Below are 23,196 nucleotides of genomic sequence, written 5' to 3' on the forward strand. Positions count from 1 at the left end.
GTGTTGTCCGGTTTTATTCTTCTTCGACGATGCGTACGGCCCCTTTGTCGGCCGAGCTGACCAGCTTGGCATAGGCCCTTAGCGACGCGGGTATGCGGCGGTCGCGTGCCGCGGGGCGGAAATGCTGCTGTGCAGCCATGCGCGCGGCGATTTCGTCGTCGCCGGCCATGAGGCGGATCGAGCGCCGCGGGATGTCGATCTCGATCTCGTCGCCCGTGCGGATGACGGCGATCTCCCCGCCCGAAGCCGCTTCGGGCGAGACGTGACCGATCGACAACCCCGACGTTCCGCCCGAGAAGCGGCCGTCGGTAATCAGCGCGCAGGCTTTGTCGAGGTGTCTGGATTTGAGGTACGACGTGGGGTAGAGCATCTCCTGCATCCCGGGGCCGCCCTTGGGGCCTTCATAGCGTATGACAACAACGTCGCCGGCCTGCACCTCGCCGCCGAGGATGCCGCCGATGGCCTGCTCCTGCGATTCGTAGACGCGGGCGCGCCCGCGGAAGACAAACAGCGACGCGTCGACGCCGGCCGTCTTGACGATGCAGCCCCGGCGGGCGATGTTGCCCGTCAGTACGGCCAGCCCGCCGTCGCGGAAATAGGCGTGTTCCAGATCGCGGATGCAGCCTGCCGTGCGGTCGGTGTCCGGTGTGTCGTAATAAGTCCGTTGTGTGCCCAGTTCCCGGCTGTAAAGGCCGGCCGGGGCGCTCAGGTAGCGCTGTTTGGCTTCGCTGCTCGCTGTTTCGCTCCGCAGGTCGAAGGCCGCGATGGCCTGGCCGAGCGTGCGCCCGTCGACCCTCCCGGCCGAGGTGTCGAGCAGTCCGCCGCGGGCGAGTTCGCCCAGGATCGAGAGGATGCCGCCCGCACGGTTGACATCCTGGATATGGTAATGCGAGTTGGGGGCGACCTTGCACAGCACGGGCACCCGGCGCGAAAGGCGGTCGATATCCTGCATCGTGAAATCCACCCCGGCCTCGTGGGCTACGGCCAGCAGGTGCAGCACCGTGTTGGTCGAGCCGCCCATGGCGATGTCGAGCGACATGGCATTCTCGAAGGCTGCCTTCGTGGCCACCGAGCGCGGGAGCACCGAGTCGTCGCCCTCGAAGTAATAGCGTTCGGCATTGCGGACGATCAGCGCTGCGGCCTCTTCGAACAGGCGGCGGCGGTTGACATGCGTGGCCACGACGGTGCCGTTGCCCGGGAGCGAGAGTCCGAGCGCTTCGGTCAGGCAGTTCATCGAGTTGGCGGTGAACATCCCCGAGCACGAACCGCAGCCGGGGCATGCGGCGCGTTCGACGCGCGCCACCTGTTCGTCGCTGCAATTTTCGTCGGCAGCCATTACCATGGCGTCGATCAGGTCGAGCGCCCGCTCGCCGAGATGCCCCGCCTCCATCGGCCCGCCCGATACGAAGACGGTCGGGATGTCGAGCCGCATGGCGGCCATCAGCATGCCCGGGGTGATCTTGTCGCAGTTCGAGATGCAGACCAGTGCGTCGACCCTGTGGGCATTGGCCATATATTCGACGCTGTCGGCAATGATCTCGCGCGAGGGCAGCGAATAGAGCATGCCGTCGTGTCCCATGGCGATGCCGTCGTCGATGGCGATGGTGTTGAATTCCGCGGCGAAACAGCCGAGCGCTTCGATCCGCTGCTTGACGTATTGTCCGATTTCGTGCAGGTGCACGTGTCCCGGAACCAGCTGGGTGAACGAGTTGGCGATGCCGATGACCGGGCGGCCGAACTGCTCTTCGCGCATGCCGTTGGCACGCCACAGGCTCCTGGCTCCGGCCATACGCCGGCCCGTCGTCGTGACGGCACTTCTGAGTGGGTGTTTCATCTTTTTCTTGTTTTCTGCGTATTGCGCCTTTGCCATCTGCCCGGATAATAAAAAACCTTTCTCCATCGGGAGAAAGGCCTTTTTATCATCTTTCGGATATACACATCACCTTTCTCCCGTTATCTTGCCAAAGACGACGAGCAGCAGATTAATGACGTTATTATTCGAATGGTTCTGGGCGTTCATGTCCGGAATTTCCGTATTTGTTCCGTTTCAAAGATAGGGATATAAAATCGTTTCGTCAAAATAATTTTGCAAAAAATTTAATAATGTGATAATCCGGAACCTATTACCCCTCTTGTGCTTTATGACAACCCGGATAGAAGCTTTTTATCTTACAGTTTGAAACCGTATTTTTTGGCCTTTTAACCGCTTTTAGCCCGATTCGGAGGAAAGCAGGCCTTCCGGGAACCCCTAATATCTTACGGTTTGTCGTCAATGCCGATGTTTTCAGCCTTTCCGGAATGCTCCTATATATATAAAGCGGCTGCCGGTGCTTTTTAGGGCGGCTTACGATTTGTTACCCGGATTTGGATATTAAATTTTTTTGTTTTATATTTGTCCCCGATGGATATGAAACGGAACCATACGATGACCGGGGAATGCGGGGCTGCCTGCAGCCCGGTGGCGTGCGCCGTTTCTTTCACCGTCCTTATCTCCGCTACTACCACTACGACAACCCCTGTGGGGGTGTAGTTGTTATTTTTCCGTCACGAGCATACCCGTTATGCATTTTCCGGCCAAGGCTGCCGGAACGGAAAGCCCGGTTCGATCAAAGGTAGTTTCATTCAAAAGGAGATTTTTATCATGCGATATATCAAAGTTTTCGCCCCGGGAACGGTGGCGAACCTGGGTTGCGGCTTCGATGTGATGGGGCTGACGCTCGACGGCGTGGGCGACCTGTTGGAGGTCGGCATCGAAGAAGGTGCCGGGGAGCTCGTTATCCGCAACCGCAGCGGGAAGGAACTTCCCGCCAAAAACGAGGACAACGTGATTACCCCGGCGGTGATGGCACTGCTCGGGGCATACGGAAAACCCGTGCGGGTCGAAGTTACGATCCTCGAAAAGATCGCTCCCGGCAGCGGTATCGGATCAAGTGCGGCTTCGTCGGCCGCAGCGGTCTGGGGTGTGAACGAACTGTTGGGACGTCCCTTTTCAGGGGAGCGGCTCGTGGAGTTCGCGATGATGGGCGAGGCGCTCATCGGCGGTACGCCCCATGCCGACAACGTGGGCCCTGCCGTGCTGGGCGGCGTGGTGCTGATCCGGGGGTACGAACCGCTGGACATTGTGCGCCTGCCCGTCCCCGAGGGCTTTTTCTACGCCGTGGTGCATCCCGACATCGTGGTCAGTACCAAGCAGGCGCGCGAAGTGCTTCCCCGCGAGGTACCCCTGCACGATGCCGTGACGCAGTGGGGCAATGTCGGCGGGCTGGTGGCCGGGTTCGCCCTGGGCGACGTGGCGCTGATCGGCCGGTCGATGCACGACGTGGTGGCGGAGCCTTACCGCAAGGGGTTCATTCCGGGTTACGACCAACTGAAGGAAGGGGTGCTCGCCGAAGGCGCCCTGGCGATGAACATTGCCGGGTCGGGGCCTTCGATCTTCGCCCTGGCTGCCGATGAGGCCGTCGCGCAGCGGGTCGCGCAGCGGATGCAGGCGCATTTCGCCCGCCCCGGTATCGGCTGCAAAATATATGCGGGCCGCGTGTCGAACTGCGGGGCAAGGATTGTGGAATAGTATAAAACGACAAACAGATGAAATATTACAGCACGAAAGACAAAACATGCGCACACGCCTTTTCGCTTCGCGAGGCCGTGCAGGCGGGGCTGGCACCCGACGGCGGGTTGTTCGTTCCGGAACGTATCCCGCAGGCCGATATGGCCGTTGCGGAGCGGCTGGCCGGGGAGTCCTATGCCGCGCTGGCCGGATACCTGGCGGAACTTTTTTTCGGTGACGACATCGACCCCGGCCTCCTGCGGCGGGAGATGGAGCGGATCTACGACTTTCCGCTGCCGCTTCGCCGTGTCGGCAGCCGCTATACGCTGGAGCTCTTCCACGGCCCGACGTTCGCATTCAAGGATTACGGTGCGGGCTTCATGGGGCGGATGATCGGCCTGATGGGCGGTGCCGGCGAAAAACTGGTGATCCTGACGGCTACGTCGGGCGACACGGGCAGCGCCGTGGCGCACGGGTTTTACGGCGTGCCGGGCGTCGAGGTGGTGCTGCTCTATCCCGAAGGGAAGATCAGCCGGCTGCAGGAGTGCCAGATGACCACGCTCGGCGGCAATATCCACCCGCTGCGTGTGGCCGGGACGTTCGACGACTGCCAGCGGCTGGTCAAGGAGCTGTTTGCCGACGCAAAATTCCGTGCGGGGCACCGCGTGTCGTCGGCCAATTCGATCAACCTGCTGCGCTGGATACCGCAGGCATTCTATTATTTCTACGGCTATTGCCTGTGGCGGCAGCAGACGGGCGGCGGGCGACCTGTGGTCGTGGTGCCGAGCGGTAACTACGGAAACCTCTCGGCCGGGATGCTCGCCCGCCGCATGGGGCTCCCCCTCGGCGGATTCGTCGCGGCTTCGAACCGGAACGACGTGGTGCCCGAGTTCCTGCGCAGCGGCGAGTACCGTCCGAGGCCGTCGGTGCGGACGCCGGCCAATGCGATGGACGTCGGAGCGCCGAGCAATTTCGAACGTATGCTGTGGCTCTGCGGCGGTGAGCCGGATGCCCTGCGTGATGAACTGGAGGGATTCCGCTGCGACGATGCCATGATCCGCCGTACGATCGACGGGCTGCACCGCAATTACGGATACCTTTCCGACCCGCACAGCGCCATCGGATATGCCGCTTCCGTAGCGTGCGGGAAACCGGGTTTTTACCTCTCTACGGCGCATCCCGCCAAATTCGGGGAGGTCATCTCCCCCGTCACGGGGGCTGCGGTTCCGCTGCCTCCGCGGCTGGCCCGGCTCGCCTGCCTGCCCCGGGTTTCGGAGCCTATGGCGGCCGACCTGGGGGCACTCGAGCAATTCGTGGCCGGGATATAAACCGGCTGCCGGGCCGTGGCGTTGCTGTCCGGGCGGGGTGCGCCTCGTGGCCTGCACGGAAAAAGGGGTTGCAACCTTTGCGGTTGCAACCCCTTTTTTGCGGATAGGAGCCCCCGGAGCGGGGCGTGCCTAAATATGCGCGGCGATGAAGTCCCCGACCTCGGAGGTCGAGTAGCGGCGTTCGCCCTGTGCGGCGAGGTCTTCGGTGACGACGCCTTCGGTGAGCGCCCGGTCTACGGCGGCCCGCACGGCGCTGCCCTCCGTGTCGAGCCCCAGGTGTTCGAGCAGCATGGCGGCCGAGAGGATCGTGGCCATCGGGTTGGCGATGTTCTTCCCGGCGGCCTGCGGATAGGAGCCGTGGATCGGCTCGAAGAGCGCCACTTCCGACCCGACGCTCGCCGAGGGGAGCATGCCGAGCGAGCCGCTGATGACGCTGGCCTCATCGGTGAGGATGTCGCCGAACATGTTCTCGGTGACGATCACGTCGAAATGGGTCGGCTGGCGTACGATCTGCATCGCGGCGTTGTCCACGAACATGAATTCCATCTCCACCCCGGGGTACCGAGGTGCCATATCCTGCGCGACCTCCCGCCACAGGCGCGAGGTTTCGAGCACGTTGGCCTTGTCCACGACCGTCAGGCGCCGCCGGCGGCTCATGGCGAGCCGGAATGCGACGTCCAGCACACGCTCGATCTCCGTGCGCGTGTAGGTGCAGGTGTCGAAAGCCTCCGTCCCGGCTTCGTTACGCCCCTGCGGTCGGCCGAAATAGATGCCGCTCGTCAGTTCGCGCACGCAAATGAAATCGGTGCCGCGCACCACCTCTGCCTTGAGCGGCGAGCGGTCGGCCAGCGTGTCGAACAATGCGATGGGGCGCAGGTTGGCGAACAGTCCCAGCGATTTGCGCATGCGCAGCAGTCCCTGCTCGGGACGTACCGGGGCCTTGGGGTCGTTGTCGTACTTGGGGTCGCCGATGGCACCGAACAATACGGCGTCGGCAGCCTGGCAGATGGCGTGCGTCTGGTCGGGATAGGGGTCGCCCGTGGCGTCGATGGCGCAGGCGCCCACTAACGCCTCGCGGTAGTCGAATCGGTGTCCGAATTTCGCCGCCACGCGGTCGAGTACTTTCGTGGCCTCGGCAATGATTTCGGGGCCGATGCCGTCGCCGGCTAAAAGAGCTATGTTAACATCCATGGTCGTTGTATGTTGGTTCTATTATGTTCAGCATTTTGATCGTCGCCTTGATGGCGGCTTCGGTCTGGTCGGCATCCAGCCCGCGGGTCTTGAACTCCTTGCCGCCCGTCTCCCACGTGATGATCGTCTGCACGAAGGCATCGGTTCGTCCGCCGGGCGGGATCGAGACGGTGTAGTTGCGCAGCATCGGGAACTCGCGGCCGAGCTGGTGCTTGTAGATCTGCCTGAGCGCCCGCATGAAGGCGTCGTACTGGCCGTCGCCGACCGAGGTCTGCTCGTATTCGCAGCCGTTGATCTCGATCTTGAGCGTAGCGGCCGGGTGCAGCCCCTGTGCCAGCGACAGGCTGTAATTGAGTATCCGCACGGGGTTTTCGACCTGGTCGTAGCGCAGTACGTCGGCGATGATGTAGGGCAGGTCTTCGGCCGTCACCAGCTCCTTCTTGTCGCTCAGCTCGACCACCCGTTCGGTCACCTTGCGCATCGAGGCTTCGTCGAGCTCGATGCCCAGCGCTTCGAGGTTCTTCAGGATGTTGGCCTTGCCCGAGGTCTTGCCCAGGGCGTATTCGCGTACGCGTCCGAAGCGTTCGGGCAGCAGCTCGTTGAAATAGAGGTTGTTCTTGTTGTCGCCGTCGGCATGGATGCCTGCACACTGCGTAAAGACGTTCTCGCCGACGATCGGGCGGTTGCCCGGGATACGGATGCCCGTGTAGGTCTCGACCATGCGGCTGACGTGGTTGATCTTCGTTTCGTCGATGCCCGTGAGGCAGTGCAGCCGGTCGTGCAGCACGGCCACCGTGCTCGACAGGGGTGCGTTTCCTGCGCGTTCGCCCAGCCCGTTTATGGTTACGTGAACCCCGTGGAACCCGGCTTTCACCGCAGCTGCGGTGTTGGCCACGGCCAGGTCGTAATCGTTATGGGCATGGAAGTCGAACCTAAGCTGCGGATAGCGTGTCACCATGTCGCGGCAAAACCGTTCGGTGGCATAGGGGTCGAGGATGCCCAGCGTGTCGGGGCACATGAAGCGCTGCACGGGGGCGTCGGCCAGTCCGTCGAGTATCGTGTAGACGTACCCGGGCGAATCCTGCATACCGTTCGACCAGTCTTCGAGGTAGACGTTCACCTTCATGCCCCGCGCGACGGCCCCGCCGATCGTGGCGCGGATGTCGCAGAGGTGCTCCTGCGGGGTGCGGCGCAGCTGTTCGCGGCAGTGTTTGAGCGACCCCTTCGCCAGCAGGTTCACCACGCGGCACCCGGCCTGGCCGAGCCAGTCGAGCGACACGCCGCCGTCGATGAATCCCAACGCCTCGATGCGGTCGGTATAACCCTTCGCGGCAGCCCATTCGGCGATGCGGCGCACGGCCTCCTGCTCGCCCTGCGAAACCCGCGCCGAGGCGATCTCGATGCGGCTCACGCACAGTTCTTCCAGCAACAGCCGGGCGATGGAGAGTTTTTCGCGGGCGTTGAACGAAACCCCCGACGTCTGCTCGCCGTCGCGCAGCGTGGTATCCATTATTTCTACGCGGGGATACATCGCGCTGCTATTTATGCGCCTGTTCGAACGCTTCGATCTGGGGCGCGATGCTGCGCAGGTAGTCCACGTCGTCGTAGCCGTTCAGCAGGCACCGCTTCTTGTATGCGTCAATCTCGAAGCGCTCGCTGCGGCCCGTGGCGCAGATCGTCAGCGTCTGGTTGTCCAGGTCTACGGTGAATTGCGTCGCAGGGTCGCCGTCGATCGCCGCGAAGACCGCCGCGAGGAACTCTCCGCTTACCGTGATCGGCAGCAGCCCGTTGTTGAGGGCATTGTTGCGGAAGATGTCGGCGAAGAAGCTCGACACCACGACGCGGAACCCGTAGTCGGCGATGGCCCATGCGGCGTGCTCGCGCGAACTGCCGCAGCCGAAATTGCGGCCTGCGACGAGGATTTTGCCCCCATAACGGCTGTCGTTGAGCGGGAACGAGGCGATCCGCTGCCCCTGGGCGTCGTAGCGCCAGTCACGGAAGAGGTTGTCGCCGAATCCTTTGCGCTGGGTGGCTTTCAGGAAACGTGCCGGGATGATCTGGTCGGTATCTATGTTCTCCGTGCTCACGGGCACGGCCCCCGAGGTGAAGGTTTCGAATTTGGGTATGGACATATTGGTTTTGTTTTTTCCGGCATTCGGCAGCGGCCATTTTGCCGCAAAGCGGCATGTAAGCCCCTGCCTGAAGCGGGGGTTTGGGGGTGGGCCGGAATTATAAACGACGCCGAAGGCGGCGGCAACGACCGGCCGATCCAAACCGAAGTTAAAAATTTTTACATTTCAAACACCTTGCGCGGATCCTCGATCCTGCCGCATACCGCGGCCGCGGCGGCTACCGCAATGCCTGCAAGCATGGTGCGCGCACCGGGCCCCTGGCGCCCTTCGAAGTTGCGGTTCGAGGTCGAAACGCTGTATTTGCCTGCCGGGATCTTGTCGGCGTTCATCGCCAGGCACGCCGAGCAGCCCGGCTGCCGGAGCTCGAACCCGGCGGCGGCGAGCACTTTGTCGAGCCCTTCGGCCCGTGCGGCGGCTTCGACGCCTTTCGAACCGGGGACGATCCATGCCGTCACGCCCTGGGCCTTGCGCCGGCCTTCGACCAGCTTGGCGAAGCGCCGCAGGTCTTCGATGCGGCCGTTGGTGCAGCTGCCCACGAAGACATAGTCGACGGGTTTGCCGAGCAGCTTTTCCCCGGCTTTGAATCCCATGTACTCCAATGCCTTGGGGTCGGCCTCGGCCGGGATCTGCGCATCGACGGCCATGCCCATGCCGGGGTTGGTGCCGTAGGTAATCATCGGGGCGATGTCGGCGGCATCGAACCGGTACTCCTTGTCGAATACGGCGTCGGCATCGCTGTAAAGCGCCTCCCAGCGGGCGACGGCCTGGTCGAACGCCGCTCCCTGCGGCGCACGTTCGCGCCCGCGCAGGTAGTCGAACGTCGTCCGGTCGGGGGCGATCATGCCGCCCCGCGCACCGCACTCGATGCTCATGTTGCAGACGGTCATGCGCCCCTCCATCGAGAGCGATCGGATCGCTTCGCCGGCGAACTCGATGAAGTAGCCCGTGCCGCCCGAAGCGGTGAGCTGCGAGATGATGTAGAGCACGACATCCTTGGCTTCGACGCCCGGGCGCAGTGTCCCGTCGACCGTGATGCGCATGCTCCGCGGCTTGGACTGGATGATGCACTGGCTGGCGAAGACCATCTCGACCTCCGAAGTGCCAACGCCGAATGCCACGGCGCCCAGTGCCCCGTGCGTCGAGGTGTGGCTGTCGCCGCAGACGATGGTCATGCCCGGCTGTGTGAATCCCAGTTCGGGGCCGATGATGTGCACGATGCCCTGGCGCGGGTTTCCCACGCCGAAATGTTCGATGCCGAATTTGGCGCAGTTGGCCTCCAGCGCCTCGACCTGGCGCCGCGATTCGGCCTCGGCGATCGGCAGGTGCTGGTCGACGGTCGGGATGTTGTGGTCGGCCGTGGCGGTGATTTGTGCCGGGCGTGCCACGCCGATGCCGCGCCGTTCCAGGCCTGCGAAAGCCACGGGCGACGTCACCTCGTGGATGTACTGGCGGTCGATGTAGAGCACCGAGCGTCCGCCGTCTTCGGTGCGCACGGTGTGCGCATCCCATATCTTGTCCAGAAGTGTCCTGCCCATCTTACTCCTCCTTTTCCTTGCGTTCGGTTACGTTCAGTACGCGCAGCGCGTCGAGGAACGCCTCGATCGACGCCCGTGTGGTGTCGGTATGCGCGGCGAAGCCGTGGACGGTGCGGCTGCCGCACTGTACCTGTACGTGTACGCGCCCCACGTCGTTCGAACCGCGGGTGATGGCCTGCATGAGGAACTCCATGAGCACGACCTTCTCGTTGATCAGGGTCTTGATCGCCGACACGGCGGCATCCACCGGGCCGTTGCCCGTGGCGATCGCCATGCGCTCGTGGTCGCCGAACTTCAGCACCACGGTCGCCGTCGGGACGAGCGTGCCGGTGGTCACCTGCAGGAATTTGAGCGATACGGACTGCTGTTTCATGCGGTTGATGTCGCCTACCAGGTATAACAGGTCGTAGTCGTGGATCTCCTTTTTCTTGTCGGCAAGCTCGAGGAACTTGGCGTAGGTTGCGTCCAGCTCTTCCTGCGTGAGGTCGTAGCCGAGCAGTTCGAGCCTGTGTACGAGCGCCGCGCGGCCGCTGCGGGCCGTCAGGGCGATGACCGACTCGTTGAGGCCGATGTCCTGCGGGTCGATGATCTCGTAGGTCTGGCGGTCTTTCAGCACGCCGTCCTGGTGGATGCCCGACGAGTGGGCGAAGGCGTTGCGGCCGACGATCGCCTTGTTGGGCTGCACGGGCATGTTCATTAGGCTCGACACTAGGTGCGATGCTTTGGTGATCAGGCGTGCGTCAATGTCGGTGTCGACGGCGATCTCCTTGTGGCAGCGCAGCGTCATCACCACCTCTTCGAGCGAGGTGTTGCCTGCGCGTTCGCCGATGCCGTTGATTGTCACCTCGGCCTGCCGCGCACCGTTGAGGATGCCGCTCAGGGTGTTGGCCGTAGCCATGCCCAGGTCGTTGTGGCAGTGGGTCGAGATGATCGCCTTGTCGATGTTGGATACGTGGTCGACCAGGTATTTGATCTTCGCGCCGTATTCGTGGGGCAGGCAGTAACCCGTGGTGTCGGGGATGTTGACCACCGTAGCCCCGGCCGCAATGGCGGCCTCGACCACGCGGGCGAGGTATTGAGGATCGGCGCGCCCGGCGTCTTCGGCGTAGAACTCCACGTCCTCGACATAGCTTTTGGCGTATTTCACGGCTTCGACGGCCTGTTCGAGGATCTTCTCGGGCGTTGAGCGCAGTTTGTCGTAAATGTGCTGGGGCGAAACGCCTATACCCGTGTGGATGCGCTTGTGCCTGGCCAGTCGCAGGGCATCGGCGGCCACGTCGATGTCTTTTTTCACGGCGCGGGTCAGCGCACAAATCGTCGGGGCCGAAACGGCCTTCGAAATCTCGAGTACGGAGTTGAAGTCTCCGGGGCTGGAAATCGGGAACCCCGCTTCGATGACGTCCACGCCGAGGCTTTCCAGCAACTTGGCGACTTCGATCTTCTCGGTGGTGTTCAATTGGCAGCCCGGCACCTGCTCGCCATCACGGAGCGTGGTGTCGAAAATAAACAGTTTCTCGCACATAATATGACTAATCTAACTAACCTTGGCAACAAATATATTAAAAATATTTTCCAAATTCCTATTTTACCGGAGGAAAGTGCCTCTTATACCCGAATTTAGCGGCGTTTTCCCTACGGGAGTACGAATCCGGAAATAAAAACGGCTCCGGATGCCCGAAGCCGTTTTGCCATAATATTTTCAGGTGTTGCCGGAACCTGTTGCCGGTTGCGCTGTGTTTTCTCGGCTGCCGGGGCGGCATTAATCGACCACCTCGACCCACTGTCCCTTTTTCAGGGCGCGGACGGCGTTGTCGTACATCGCCTCGCAGTAGACCGAAGGCAGGTAGTAGCGCCCCTTGTAGGTTGCCGTCAGCTTGACGGGTATCTCCTTGCTTTCGCCCCGGCTCAGGTCGAAGTAGCTCAGCACCCGGTCGTCGCGGATATCCTGGTAGGTGAGCGACGACAAGTCCCGTTCGGAGGTGATCTCCCATCCTGCCGGGAAGATGTGGGTCAGCGCAAGATCGGCGTACCGTTCGTGGCCGCTGGTGTTAGAGACGGTCACGATGGCGTAAAAATCGGTCGATACCCGGATCGAGGCCGGGTCGATGGCCTCACCGTCCATATTCGTGTAACGCACGTCGATCCGGATGCCGTTCGCAGCTTCGGTTTCCTCGCCCTTGCCGGGGGTATAACTCTGGCTGACGACCGCATAGAGGCTGCCCGAACCATTGTTCCTCACCTCGGTCGGTGCGGCCAGGGGCATGCTCGCGATGGATTTGTCGGTCTTGACGAGCTCCCTGCCCGCAGTGGCGTCGATGCCGTTCTGTCCCGCTACGGCGAAATTGGAAAGGGTGCTGAGCATCCATGCCGTCGACTGGGTGCTTAGCCACCTGTCCTTCTTGAGGATGTCCGACATCTTCAGCGCCGTGTGGAAAGCCTCTTCGCGGCGTCCGAGTATCGTGAGCGTCATGAGCGAGATCGACATCCGGCGTTCGTCGCTGTTGTAGGTGCCGTCGTAGGGGTTGGCCTTTTCCGCGTTGTCCACGCAGAGCGAGATCAGTTCCTCGGCGACCTTCCGGTTGCCGTCCAGTGCGTATGCTGCCGCCAGCAGCCACTTGGCGTCGCTACTCAGCGAGGCGGCCTTTTCCCGGAGCTGGTTCATGGCACCCCGGGTCGGAGTCCCGTTCAGCGCCAGCACATACTGGGTGTAGGCCTGGGTCAGGTAGTAGTCTGAGGGGTTTCCGCGCAGGTATTTGAGCGCCCGGTCGAGCATCGCCCTGTCCACGCCGTAGCCGTGTTTCGCAGCCTCGATCAGGAAGTGCGTCGCGTAAACCGTCCCCCATTCCGACCTCGACGTATTGCCGCTCCAGTAGGCGAATGCGCCGTCGGAGAGCTGGTAGCTGCCCAGGCGCGAAAGCACGCTCTTGACGTTGCGGTCGATGTCCTGCAACATGTTCGCGTCGCACTCCACGACCGAAGGCAGGTAGAGTTGCGGGAAGGCGCCCGAGGTGATCTGCTCGATGCAGCCGTGGGGATATCTCACCAGGTATTCGAGGCGCCGAGAAAGGTCTATGGGCGGGATCGACGAAAGTTCCAGCTTCGCCTTGCCGTTCTCCTTGAGCGGTTTTACCGCCATTGTCTTGCCCGGGTCGATGACATAGTCCTTCGACAGGGTCACATAGGGGTTCGGTTCCCGGACGTCCAGCTCGATTTCCGACGCGGAGCTGTCGCCCGACGACGTAGCCGTGACCCGCACCTTCCCGATGCCGGTTCTGGTGTTGACCTTCAGGCGGAACGATACGACCTCCTCGCCGCTCCGGCCGAGCGTGATGCTCTTGCTGGACGGCCCGACGGGCGAGAACGATTCGTTCGCGGCGATTTTCACGTCGACTTTCCCGACCCCGTCTTCGAGGGCGAAGACCGTGACCGGAACCTCGACCTCTTCGTCGGTGGAAACTACGCGGGGCATGGTAGCCTGTACCAGCAGCGGTTTTTTCACCGCGACATCCTTTTCCGCGGCGCCGAACGCCCGGCCGTTCGAGGCGATGACCATCACCCGAACCTCGCCGAAGTAGGGCGGGAGCGTGATTTTATGCGTGTTCGTCTTCCCGGCGCCCAGTTTCTGTGCGTCGATGAACCGTACGACGGGCTTGAACCGCTGTGCCTTGAGCGCCCCCGTGTTCGGCTGCTCGGCGTCGCCGCCGATGGCGAACATCTGTTCGATCCTGCCGCCATAGGCGCCGATGACATAGTCGAACATGTCCCACGTGCGGACGCCCAGTGCCTCGGTCGCGTTGAAATAACCGTAGGGATCGGGGGTCTTGAAGCGTGTCAGCCCCAGCAGTCCCTCGTCGACGAGCGCCAGCACGTAGCTCATTTTCCGGCCGTTTTTCTCCCGGACTTTTATCGTCACCTCCGATTCGGGTTTTACCGTTTCGGGCATCTCGACCACGGGGGTGAGCTTTCGCGCGGCGTCCTCGACGTCGAGCCGCGTCACGCCGAACAGGCGGATCGGTGCGTCGTTGAGCGTCGAGTTGTGGGGCTGGACGAGTGTTACCGAGACATAGATGTTGGGGGCCATCCCCTCCTTGACGGGGATTTCGATGTCGGTTTGCTTGCCGGTGCACTCCACCCAGAAGCTTTCCCGCACGACGCTGCCGCTTTCGATGCCGACCAGCGCCCGTGCGCCCGGCGACGAGGGGATGGTGACCCTGGCCTTGTCCCCCGGGACGTATTTGGCCTTGTCGCGGGTGAGGGCGAGCCGCGTGGCGGCATCCGTCACCGAAGTGACGTCGCCCCGCCAATCGGACGAGGATACGCATACGATCCGGGTCGCCGAGTGTGCCCGGTTCGGGCTCGTGACGCGGATCATGTAATAGCCGTAATCGCCCGTGCTCCAGCGCATCGTGGCCTGTCCCGTGCCGTTCGAAAGGGTTGCCTGGAGGGTCTTGTAATTCGAATTGAGCGCATTTTTGGCGTAGTGCGCCTGGGAATTGGGCGTTGAGGCGTCCCACCACCAGTAGGAATCCATTTTATAGACCGATACGAGCACGTTTTCACTGCCGGGTTCGGGCTTGCCCTTCGAGTCGAGCATCACGATCTTTATGATATGTTCCTTCCTGCTGTCGAGGTATTCGTCGCCCCAGTCGCTTTTCTGGGTGGCGACTCCGATCCCGAAGTAGGTGTCATAGGGCGATATGGTCGCAACCTGCTGGTCGACGCTGAAGTCGCCGCTCTTTTCGAAGACCTTTACCGTGAATCTGCCGCTCAGCATACCGGGGCTCAACCCCTCCAGCGAGGAGAGCTCGTCGGTCGAAAGTGCCAGTGACCCCTGGGCGTCGGTGGTGCCGGTGACGATTTCCCGCTCTTCGGTGCCAAAGTATTTCGAGGCGTCGTCGAACGAGTAGCCCTCGTAGCCCTTGAAGCGTGTGGCGATTTGCGACAACTGTGCCTGGAGCACCGCCTTGGCGTCGGCCGCAGGGGTGCCGTGCAGCCACCGGGCGGTCAGGCTGCCCGTGAAATGCGCGGCGTCGACCAGTTGCCCGTCCCCGAGTTTTAGCTCGATTTTCATCCGGTTGGGCTTGATCGCGTCCACCCGGACGGATTTTTCGAACTGTGCGCCGCCGAAGGTGATCTTGGCCCGCCATAGCCCTGTCGGCGACGCCGGCGTCGTCCCCAGGCTGAACGTGTAGATGCCGTCCGAGGAGCTGTTGTTTACGAGCGACTGCACCAGCTGCCCGTTCGGGTTGAAGAATTCCAGCGATGCCGGGTGGCTTTCGGGCAGCGGATTATCCGAGGTGACGATGAACGTGAGGTGTATGTCGTCGCCCGGGCGCCATACGCCGCGTTCGCCGAAGATATAGCCTTTTATCCCCTTGGGATTTGCCGTGCCGCCCACGTCGAAATTACTCAGCGACAGGGCTGTGCCCGGTTCTACCTTTACGAAGGTGACATCCCCTCCGGCTTCGGCCGTGACGATGTAAGGCTCGTCCTTCGTCTTCAGCACGGCCCGCCCTTCGGAATCGGTGCTCGCTTCGGCCAGCATCTGGTTCTGCCGGTCGTAGGCCCTGACTTTGCAGCCCCCTTTGGGGCGGGCGGAGACCAGGTCGGTCGTGTAGACGACGTACTGGTCGCTGCCGCTGCTCTTGCAGATGATGCCAATGTCGGACTGCACGACCACTTTCGACCGCTCCTTGTAAGTCCTGTAATCCCCGAAATAATAGTCGTAGTCGTATTCGTCGTCGACGGGCGTAAGCGGGTCGACACCCCGGATTTCGAGCAGGTACATCGACTTGCGGCTGTCGGTGATCAGGCGGCTGAGGTCGAGCGAATAGGTGTTGCCCTGGTCGAGCCTGGTCGAAGACTTGGCCCCCAGGTCGATGGTCGTGTCGCGGACGACGCGCGACACGTAATCCATGGATGAATAGTACTGGTCGTCGTAGTAGTTCTGCTGGAAGAATTGCAGCAGGTTGTTGGCGAATATCTTTCGTACCCGCACCCGGGCTTTCTGGTAATTCACCGCCTCGAACAGCAGCGACATGTCGTTCGACGAGGGAAGGATCGAGCCTTTGCCCGTGAAGCGGATCGAGGGGGTACGCGACGGCAGCGTGGCCATGAACGAATAGCTCTCCTTGAGCTTCTGCCCGTTCTTGCTCACTACGTCGCGGCCGATCGTGACACTATGTGCTCCCGAGGGGCGTGCTTCGGGGTAGATGTAGAGCCTGTTTTTGTCGACCGAAGTCCGGAACTTGGTGTCGAAGCGGATCAGGTTTTTCAGATCCTGGTTTTGCCGGATCGGTTCGGAGAAGGTGACTACGATGGCGAGCGGATCCGGATTCACGCTGTGGTCGATGACCGCGTATTCGTCCTTGCGGGGGACTTCCACCTGCACGGTTTGCTTTTCGTCGTAATTGAAATCGAGCGTCAGCGTATAGCCCTCATCGCCCCGCGGGACGATGTTGCCCACGGTGTATCGGTGCGTGAGCCCGTCTTCCGAATGCGTCCATTTGACGTCGGTACCCGTCGTGCCGCTTATTTTGAGGTTCCGTTCCATGTAGCTGCCGTCGGCATAGTCCGAAGAGACGATCTCGCCGATGAGCACATAGCCGGTCATCTCGTCGTTCTGCTGCAGCCAGCTGTCGTTGTAGGTAAACCGCAGTTTGGGGGTCGCAAACCTGAATTCTGCGATGCCTTTGTGCTGCCGGCCGGTGAGTTTCGCGGCGTCGATAGCCACCTTGTACTGCGTGTCGTATTGCAGCGGGGATTTGGGGACGATGCGGATCATGCGCATCCCCGACAGGTAGGCGTCGAAACCGACGGCCGGGGAGATCGATATGGCATCCTGCATGGCGCTTTCCTCGACTTGCACGTTTTCGACGAACGTCACGTGGAGCGGCATCCTGACACCCGTCACTCCGTTTGTCGACCATTCGATGATGTCGGATGTCTGCTTGCTGCACGAGGCGATGAGCAGGGCGGTCAGCGCAAACAAAGCATGGCATGTTGTTTTCATAATATTGGGTTTTTTGGTAACTTTGCCAAAGATACGTAAAAATATGGCAAAAAAACCGGCCAAAAAGAGAATATGTTTTTTCGCGATGCTGGTCGTTGCCATGCTCGCCGCGGGGTATTGCGTCATCCTGCCCCGGACGCTTTTCGACGAGCCTTTCTCAGCCACCGTGTGGAGCCGCGACGGCCGCCTGATGTCGGCCAAGGTCGCCTCCGACGGCCAGTGGCGTTTCTTTCCCACGGACAGCGTCCCCGAAAAGTTCCGGGTCGCTATCACGACCTACGAGGACAAGCGTTTTTACCGCCATTTCGGGGTGGATCCGCTGGCGCTGGGGCGTGCCGTGGGGCAGAACCTTGCGGCCGGGCGGATCACGAGCGGGGCGAGCACGCTCACCATGCAGACCATTCGCCTGAGCCGCGGCGGGAAACCCCGCACGTTCCGGGAAAAGTTCGTCGAGATGGTGCTCGCCACGCGCCTCGAACTGCGTTGCAGCAAGGATGAAATCCTGGCCCTCTATGCCTCTCATGCGCCTTTCGGAGGTAATGTGGTCGGGCTGGAAAGTGCCGCGTGGTACTATTTCGGCCGCAGTGCGGCACAGCTTTCGTGGGCCGAATGCGCCATGCTCGCCGTGTTGCCCAACTCCCCTTCGCTGATCCATATCCGCCGCAACCGCGAACGGCTGCGGGAGAAACGCGACGGGCTGCTCGACCGGATTTGGCACGACGGCCGTATCGACTCGCTGACATGCGCCCTCGCCAAACAGGAGCATCTGCCCGACGCCCCAGAACCGATGCCGATGGAGGCGATGTACCTGCTGGGTAAAATGCGCGAAGGGTCGCTCCGCTCGACGCTCGACTACGACCTGCAAAGCCGGGTCAACGACCTCGCCCGGCGTTACAACAAGCGTTACCGGGGTAATAAGATCAACAACATGGCCATCGTCGTCATGGACGTGGGGAGCGGCGAAGTGCTTGCCTACGTAGGGAACGTGTACGACCCCGCCGACCGCACCGAGGGTACGAGCGTCGATGTGATTCCCGCCCCGCGCAGCAGCGGCAGCGTGCTCAAGCCCCTGCTCTACGCTGCGATGCTGGACAACGGGACGGCATTGCCCGCGATGCTTTTCCCCGACGTGCCGACCTATTACAGGGACTTCACACCCCATAATTACAACCGAACCTTCGACGGGGCGGTGCCTGCCAACCGGGTGGTCGAGCGTTCGCTCAACGTCCCTTCGGTGAGGATGCTCGACAAGTACGGGCGGGAGAATTTCCTCGCGCTGGTGCGTGCCCTGGGCTTCGGGACGATCAACCGCAGCGCCGGCCACTACGGGCTTTCGCTGATTCTGGGCGGCGCAGAGATTTCGTTGTGGGATCTGACCTCGGCCTACATGAAGATGGCGGCCAAACTCAACGGCCGGCAGACGATACGCACCCCGCATTACGACCCCGGCGGCGGCACGGAGGTCGATGCCGGGGATATTCCCCTCTCGCGGGGCGCGATATGGCTGATGGCCAATTCGATAAGCCACGTGGCCCGTCCTGAGGAGGAGGGCGAATGGCAGTATTTCTCGTCGTCGAAGAAGATCGGCTGGAAGACGGGTACCAGCTACGGCAACCGCGATGCGTGGGCCGTAGGTATGACCCCGGACTATGCCGTCGGGGTCTGGGTCGGGAACTGCACGGGTGAGGGGCGCCCGCTGATGACGGGCGTGGGGTATGCCGCGCCTGTCCTGTTCGAGGTCTTCGGCCTGCTGCCCAAAGGGGAGTGGTTCGCGGAGCCCGTCGGCGACCTGGAGCCCGCTGTGGTCTGCCGCCAGAGCGGCTATCTGGCTTCGCATATCTGTCCCGACCGCGATACGGTGATGATTCCCCGTGCAGCCGCCGTCGGGGAGGTGTGCCCCTACCACCGGATCGTCAACCTGAGCGCCGACCTGAAATACCGTGTGACGGCGGATTGCTACGACCCGGCCAGGATCGTCCGCATGCCGATGTTTATCCTCCCGCCTGCGCAGGAGTGGTATTACCGCCGGCAGCATCCCGACTACCGTCCGCTGCCCCCGCTGCATCCCGGCCTGCCGGGTAACCAAGCCGAAAACAACCCCATCGACATCATCTATCCGCAGCCGGGGCGTGTGCTGGTCGCCCCGAGGTCGCTCGAAGGGGAGCAGCAAAGCCTTGTCTTTACGGCCGTGCACCGCGACCGCAATGCCGTGCTGTTCTGGCATATCGACGACGACTACGTCGGTTCGACCTCTTTCGAACACAAAATCTCCGTCCGCCCGGCGCCGGGGAAGCACCGCCTGACCGTGATCGACGAACACGGCGCTTCGCAGAGCGTCGTGTTCAGCTGCCGCTGACCCCTCCCGGCACCGGATTGCCCGGGCCTGCCTTTGTCCGGCTGCTTCTCCGTCTATCCGTAGCCGTGTGTCCGGGGTGCTTTCCGCATTCCTGTTTTTGTTGTCCGGACATGGCTCCTCCGTTTTTGCCGGATGCCCCGCAGCCCCGTTTTTGTGCCGGGAGAACGAAATATCCGGGTTATTCGTGCATTTTTACGAATTATGTCAAAAGATCATACTAATATGTCATTTAAAAATATTTTTTGCAGGGCGTTTCCGGCTAATTTTGAAACCCGATACGGATATAAATTCTTTAACCCAGAAATAGTCTAAACCAACCAGCCCATGAAACGAATTTTATTATTGCTCCTGTCGGTGTTGATCTCAGCACATGTCTTTTCACAGAATAGCCCCAAAGCTTATTTAGTATCCAATGCGCATTTTGATTCCCAGTGGAACTGGGACGTGCAGCGTTCGATCCGGGAGTACATCCCGAAGACGCTGGATCAAAACCTGTTTCTCCTTGGCACCTACCCCGATTACGTGTTCAACTTTGAGGGCGGCATCAAGTACCAGTGGATGAAGGAGTACTACCCGCACCAGTACGAGCTGATCAAGCGTTACATCCGCGAGGGTCGCTGGCATGTCACGGGCAGCACGTGGGACGCCACCGACCCGAATATCCCGTCCGCGGAGTCCTTCACGCGCAATATCCTGTACGGACAGCACTTCTATCGCCGCGAATTCGGGGTCGAAGGCACGGACATCTTCCTTCCGGACTGCTTCGGTTTCGGGTGGACGCTTCCGACGATCGCCGCACACAGCGGCCTTATCGGCTTCTCGACGCAGAAACTCATGTGGCGCCACCGCCCGTTCCACGGCGCGAGCAAGATTCCGTTCGAGATCGGCTTGTGGCAGGGCGTGGACGGTTCGCGTATCATGGCCGTGATGGACGCCCACAACTATACGACCAAGTGGCGTTACGAAGACCTCAGCCATAGCAAGTACCTGCAGGACATCGCCCAGAGCAACCCTCTGAATGCCGTTTACCATTACTATGGTACGGGGGACACGGGCGGCGCCCCGACCATCGAGTCGGTTCGGGCTTTGGAACTGGGACTGCAGGGCGACGGGCCGGTGGAGATCATCAGCGCCACGAGCGACCGCCTTTACAAGGACTACCTTCCCTATTCCTCCCACCCGGAGCTTCCGGTGTGGAACGGGGAGTTGCTGATGGACGTGCATGCCACGGGTTGCTATACCTCGCAGGCCGCGATGAAGCTCTACAACCGCCTTAACGAGCAGCTTGCGGACGCTGCCGAGCGCAGCGCCGTTGCCGCCGACTGGCTCGGGGCCGTGCCCTACCCGCGCGAGGTTCTCACCGAGGCCTGGAAACGCTTTATCTGGCACCAGTTCCACGACGACCTTACGGGTACGAGCATCCCCCGTGCCTACGAGTTCTCGTGGAACGACGAGCTGATCTCGCTCAAACAGTTCGCGGACGTACTCACGACCTCGGTTGGCGCGGTTTCGCGGGGTCTGGATACCGATGTCAAAGGGCTCCCCGTGGTGCTCTACAACGCTGTGGGGTTCGAGGTCTCGGACATGGTGGAGGTTACGCTTCCGCTCGAAGGTAGCAAGTTCACGGTCTACGACGACAAGGGCGTCCGGGTTCCCTCGCAGGTGCTGGGCACGCAGCAGGGGCAGACGCGGCTGCTGGTCGAGGCCACCGTCCCGGCTGCGGGGTATGCCGTCTACGACATCCGCAAGGGCGGGCAGCCGAAGGCTCCGGCGATAAAGGCCGGCGCATGGGGGCTGGAGAACAGCGTCTATAAACTTACGCTGGACGCCAACGGCGACATCTCGTCGATCGTCGACAAGCGTCATGGCCGCGAGCTGGTGGCCGCCGGCAAGTCCATCCGCCTTGCGTTCTTCCCGCAGAACGAGTCTTACAGCTGGCCGGCCTGGGAGATCCTCAAGAAGACCGTGGACGCAGCACCGCAGGCCATCACGGGCGAGGTGAAGGTCACCGTGGCCGAAGAGGGGCCCCTGCGCGCCTCGGTATGCGTGGAACGTACGCTGGGGGATTCCCGCTTCCGGCAGTGGATCACGCTGCGCGAAGGCGCCCAGGCCGACAGGATCGACCTTGTGAACGACATCGACTGGCAGTCGTCCAATGCGCTGCTGAAGGCCGAGTTCCCGCTTTCGGTCTCTAACCCCGAGGCGGTCTATGACCTTGGCGTGGGCTCCGTGGCGCGGGGCAACAACACCGCGACCGCCTACGAGGTCTATGCGCAGCAGTGGGCCGACCTCACCGACGCGGACGGCAGCTACGGGGTCTCGGTGCTCAACGACAGCAAGTACGGCTGGGACAAACCCGCGGACAACACGCTGCGCCTTACGCTGCTGCATACGCCTGCGACCAAGGGCGGCTACGCATACCAGAACAAGCAGGACTTCGGACACCATACGTTCACCTACTCGATCGTAGGGCACGCGGGCGATTACCGCGCGGGAGGTGCCGTGCGCAAGGCCGAGGTGCTCAACCAGCCGCTTCGGGCATTCGTCGCGCCCCGCCACGGCGGGGTGCTGGGCCGCAGCTTCTCGCTGGCCGCCTCGCAGAACCCCAATGTGGCGCTGCGGGCGCTCAAACAGGCCGAGGATTCGGACGAATATGTGGTTCGTTTCTACGAGACCTCGGGCCTCGGGTCGCAGCAGGCCGTGGTGGGCTTCGCGGCGCAGATCGTCGACGCCCGGGAGCTCAACGGCGTGGAGGACGTCGTGGGCGACGCGGAGTTCAGCGGCCGCGAGCTGCGTTTCGAGGTCGGGCCCTTCGGCATGAAGACCTTCCGCGTGAAACTCGCCAAGCCCGCCCGGGCGCTCACGCCCGCCGCGGAGGCGGCGGTGGAGCTGCCTTACAACGTCAAGACGGCCTCTTACAACCCGTTCCGCTCGGACGCCAACTTCGACGGCAAGGGCAACTCCTACGCCGCCGAGCTGATGCCGTCCCGCATCGTGTACGGGGGTGTCGGCTTCGAGATCGGGGATCCCGCCGCGGAGAACGGCGTCAAATGCCGCCGCGACACCATCGACTTGCCCCGCGGGCGCTACGGCAAGCTCTACCTGCTGGCCGCCTCGACCATGTACGACACGAAAGCCGTATTCACCGTCGACGGAAAGGAGCATACGGCACTGGTACCCTATTATGGCGGCTTCATCGGACAGTGGGGCCATACGGGGCATACCGAGCCCTACCTCAAGGATGCGCAGGTGGCCTTCGTGGGCACGCACAAGCATGATATGATCCGCAACGAGGACAGACCCTACGAATTCACCTACATGTTCCGCATCGGCCTCGACATCCCCGAGGGGGCGCGGCAGCTGGTACTGCCCGACGACCCGCGCATCGTGGTGTTCGCGGCGACGGTGGCCGAAGATCCTGCCGGAGGTATCGGCGCGGCCTGCGACCTGCTGCGTGTGCAGTTGCCCGCGAAAGGCGCCGACGCCTCGCAGACCGGGCGCAGGAACCTGCTCTATGGCAAACCCGTCGTGGAAAGGTCGGGTGAGGTAAACGCCTCCGAGAGAGCCGAGTGCGCCACCGACGAGGACGTGTCCACCAAGTGGTGCGATTACAGCGATGCCAAACCCAAACTGCTGGGGGTAGACCTCGGACGGGAGACCACGATCCGGGGATGGTATGTCATGCACGCTGCGCTCGAATCCCTGGACTACATTACAAAGGAGTACTCGCTGCAGGTGCGCCAAAGCCCCGGCGAGGAGTGGAAAACGGTGGACACGGTCTATGACAACACGGCTTTCGAAACCGACAGGATCCTTCCAGAACCCATAACCGCCCGATACGTAAGGCTGGTGATCTCGAAACCGGATCAAAGCGAAGGAAATACTGCCAGAATCTATGAGTTCGAGGTATATTGACGGATGGCAGTAAGATTGCGCGGGGCGGAGGCTGTAAAGGCTCCGCCCCTGCTTTTTCCGGGCGGAACCCCGAATCCCGCTTCCGGATGCCCCGCTTCCGGCAACTTCTCTCCCGGGAACCCATGTGCCGGGAGTATCTTCCGGGAATCCATGCCCCGGAAATCCGGCATATGGAGCGCT

General features: G+C 62.0%; 11 protein-coding genes. 4 read left to right on the forward strand and 7 right to left on the reverse strand.

Features of this window, described 5'->3' with window-relative positions; all coding sequences use genetic code 11:
- Window positions 1-13 precede the first annotated feature (13 nt).
- Window positions 14-1,834: a dihydroxy-acid dehydratase gene (ilvD, locus tag B3C38_RS00485; protein ID WP_022333597.1), complete on the reverse strand. Its 1,821-nt coding sequence runs from the start codon at window positions 1,832-1,834 to the stop codon at window positions 14-16.
- Between the two features lie 807 nt (window positions 1,835-2,641).
- On the opposite strand from ilvD, the gene B3C38_RS00490 reads away from it, so the two are divergent.
- Both B3C38_RS00490 and thrC read left to right on the forward strand, forming a co-directional pair.
- Complete coding sequence (locus B3C38_RS00490) at window positions 2,642-3,568, forward strand: homoserine kinase (RefSeq protein ID WP_117508460.1); 927 nt, start codon at window positions 2,642-2,644, stop codon at window positions 3,566-3,568.
- 17 nt (window positions 3,569-3,585) lie between these two features.
- The gene (thrC, locus tag B3C38_RS00495; RefSeq protein WP_286724127.1) at window positions 3,586-4,875 is read left to right on the forward strand and encodes a threonine synthase; all 1,290 of its coding nucleotides are present in this window, start codon (window positions 3,586-3,588) and stop codon (window positions 4,873-4,875) included.
- 129 nt (window positions 4,876-5,004) lie between these two features.
- Here thrC and leuB read toward each other — a convergent pair whose 3' ends face one another.
- The 6 genes from leuB to B3C38_RS00525 form a co-directional block, all read right to left on the reverse strand.
- Window positions 5,005-6,066, reverse strand: coding sequence for a 3-isopropylmalate dehydrogenase (leuB, locus tag B3C38_RS00500; protein ID WP_195665594.1), 1,062 nt, complete (start codon window positions 6,064-6,066; stop codon window positions 5,005-5,007).
- Entirely contained in the window at window positions 6,056-7,597 is a 1,542-nt protein-coding gene (locus B3C38_RS00505; protein WP_018696331.1) for an alpha-isopropylmalate synthase regulatory domain-containing protein, read from the reverse strand. Before B3C38_RS00505 ends, leuB begins: the two co-directional genes overlap by 11 nt.
- A gap of 7 nt (window positions 7,598-7,604) precedes the next feature.
- A complete protein-coding gene (leuD, locus tag B3C38_RS00510) occupies window positions 7,605-8,198 on the reverse strand; it encodes a 3-isopropylmalate dehydratase small subunit (RefSeq protein ID WP_286724132.1) in 594 nt (197 codons plus the stop codon).
- Window positions 8,199-8,356: 158 nt separating this feature from the next.
- Window positions 8,357-9,733 (reverse strand): 3-isopropylmalate dehydratase large subunit, encoded by a 1,377-nt coding sequence (gene leuC / locus B3C38_RS00515; protein ID WP_117508464.1) that lies wholly within the window; start codon window positions 9,731-9,733, stop codon window positions 8,357-8,359.
- Between the two features lies 1 nt (window position 9,734).
- Entirely contained in the window at window positions 9,735-11,255 is a 1,521-nt protein-coding gene (locus B3C38_RS00520; RefSeq protein WP_286724134.1) for a 2-isopropylmalate synthase, read from the reverse strand.
- A gap of 237 nt (window positions 11,256-11,492) precedes the next feature.
- Complete coding sequence (locus B3C38_RS00525) at window positions 11,493-16,745, reverse strand: alpha-2-macroglobulin family protein (RefSeq protein WP_286724136.1); 5,253 nt, start codon at window positions 16,743-16,745, stop codon at window positions 11,493-11,495.
- A 43-nt stretch (window positions 16,746-16,788) separates the two neighbouring features.
- Here B3C38_RS00525 and pbpC point away from each other — a divergent pair, with 43 nt between their 5' ends.
- Both pbpC and B3C38_RS00535 read left to right on the forward strand, forming a co-directional pair.
- Window positions 16,789-19,101, forward strand: a complete 2,313-nt coding sequence (gene pbpC, locus B3C38_RS00530; protein ID WP_117508466.1) for a penicillin-binding protein 1C — start codon at window positions 16,789-16,791, stop codon at window positions 19,099-19,101.
- A gap of 324 nt (window positions 19,102-19,425) precedes the next feature.
- Window positions 19,426-23,016 carry a glycoside hydrolase family 38 C-terminal domain-containing protein gene (locus B3C38_RS00535; RefSeq protein WP_286724137.1) on the forward strand — a complete coding sequence of 1,197 codons (3,591 nt, stop codon included), beginning with the start codon at window positions 19,426-19,428 and terminating at the stop codon, window positions 23,014-23,016.
- Window positions 23,017-23,196: the final 180 nt, after the last annotated feature.

Source organism: Alistipes sp. UBA1686 (genome assembly GCF_002320215.1).
GTDB classification, from domain to species: domain Bacteria; phylum Bacteroidota; class Bacteroidia; order Bacteroidales; family Rikenellaceae; genus Alistipes; species Alistipes onderdonkii.

What these genes read in the sequence shown, in the direction of transcription:
- ilvD (WP_022333597.1), bottom strand. Translation starts at nt 1,834, where the DNA reads ATGAAACACCCACTCAGAAGTGCCGTCACGACGACGGGCCGGCGTATG.
- B3C38_RS00490 (WP_117508460.1), top strand. Translation starts at nt 2,642, where the DNA reads ATGCGATATATCAAAGTTTTCGCCCCGGGAACGGTGGCGAACCTGGGT.
- thrC (WP_286724127.1), top strand. Translation starts at nt 3,586, where the DNA reads ATGAAATATTACAGCACGAAAGACAAAACATGCGCACACGCCTTTTCG.
- leuB (WP_195665594.1), bottom strand. Translation starts at nt 6,066, where the DNA reads ATGGATGTTAACATAGCTCTTTTAGCCGGCGACGGCATCGGCCCCGAA.
- B3C38_RS00505 (WP_018696331.1), bottom strand. Translation starts at nt 7,597, where the DNA reads ATGTATCCCCGCGTAGAAATAATGGATACCACGCTGCGCGACGGCGAG.
- leuD (WP_286724132.1), bottom strand. Translation starts at nt 8,198, where the DNA reads ATGTCCATACCCAAATTCGAAACCTTCACCTCGGGGGCCGTGCCCGTG.
- leuC (WP_117508464.1), bottom strand. Translation starts at nt 9,733, where the DNA reads ATGGGCAGGACACTTCTGGACAAGATATGGGATGCGCACACCGTGCGC.
- B3C38_RS00520 (WP_286724134.1), bottom strand. Translation starts at nt 11,255, where the DNA reads ATGTGCGAGAAACTGTTTATTTTCGACACCACGCTCCGTGATGGCGAG.
- B3C38_RS00525 (WP_286724136.1), bottom strand. Translation starts at nt 16,745, where the DNA reads ATGAAAACAACATGCCATGCTTTGTTTGCGCTGACCGCCCTGCTCATC.
- pbpC (WP_117508466.1), top strand. Translation starts at nt 16,789, where the DNA reads ATGGCAAAAAAACCGGCCAAAAAGAGAATATGTTTTTTCGCGATGCTG.
- B3C38_RS00535 (WP_286724137.1), top strand. Translation starts at nt 19,426, where the DNA reads ATGAAACGAATTTTATTATTGCTCCTGTCGGTGTTGATCTCAGCACAT.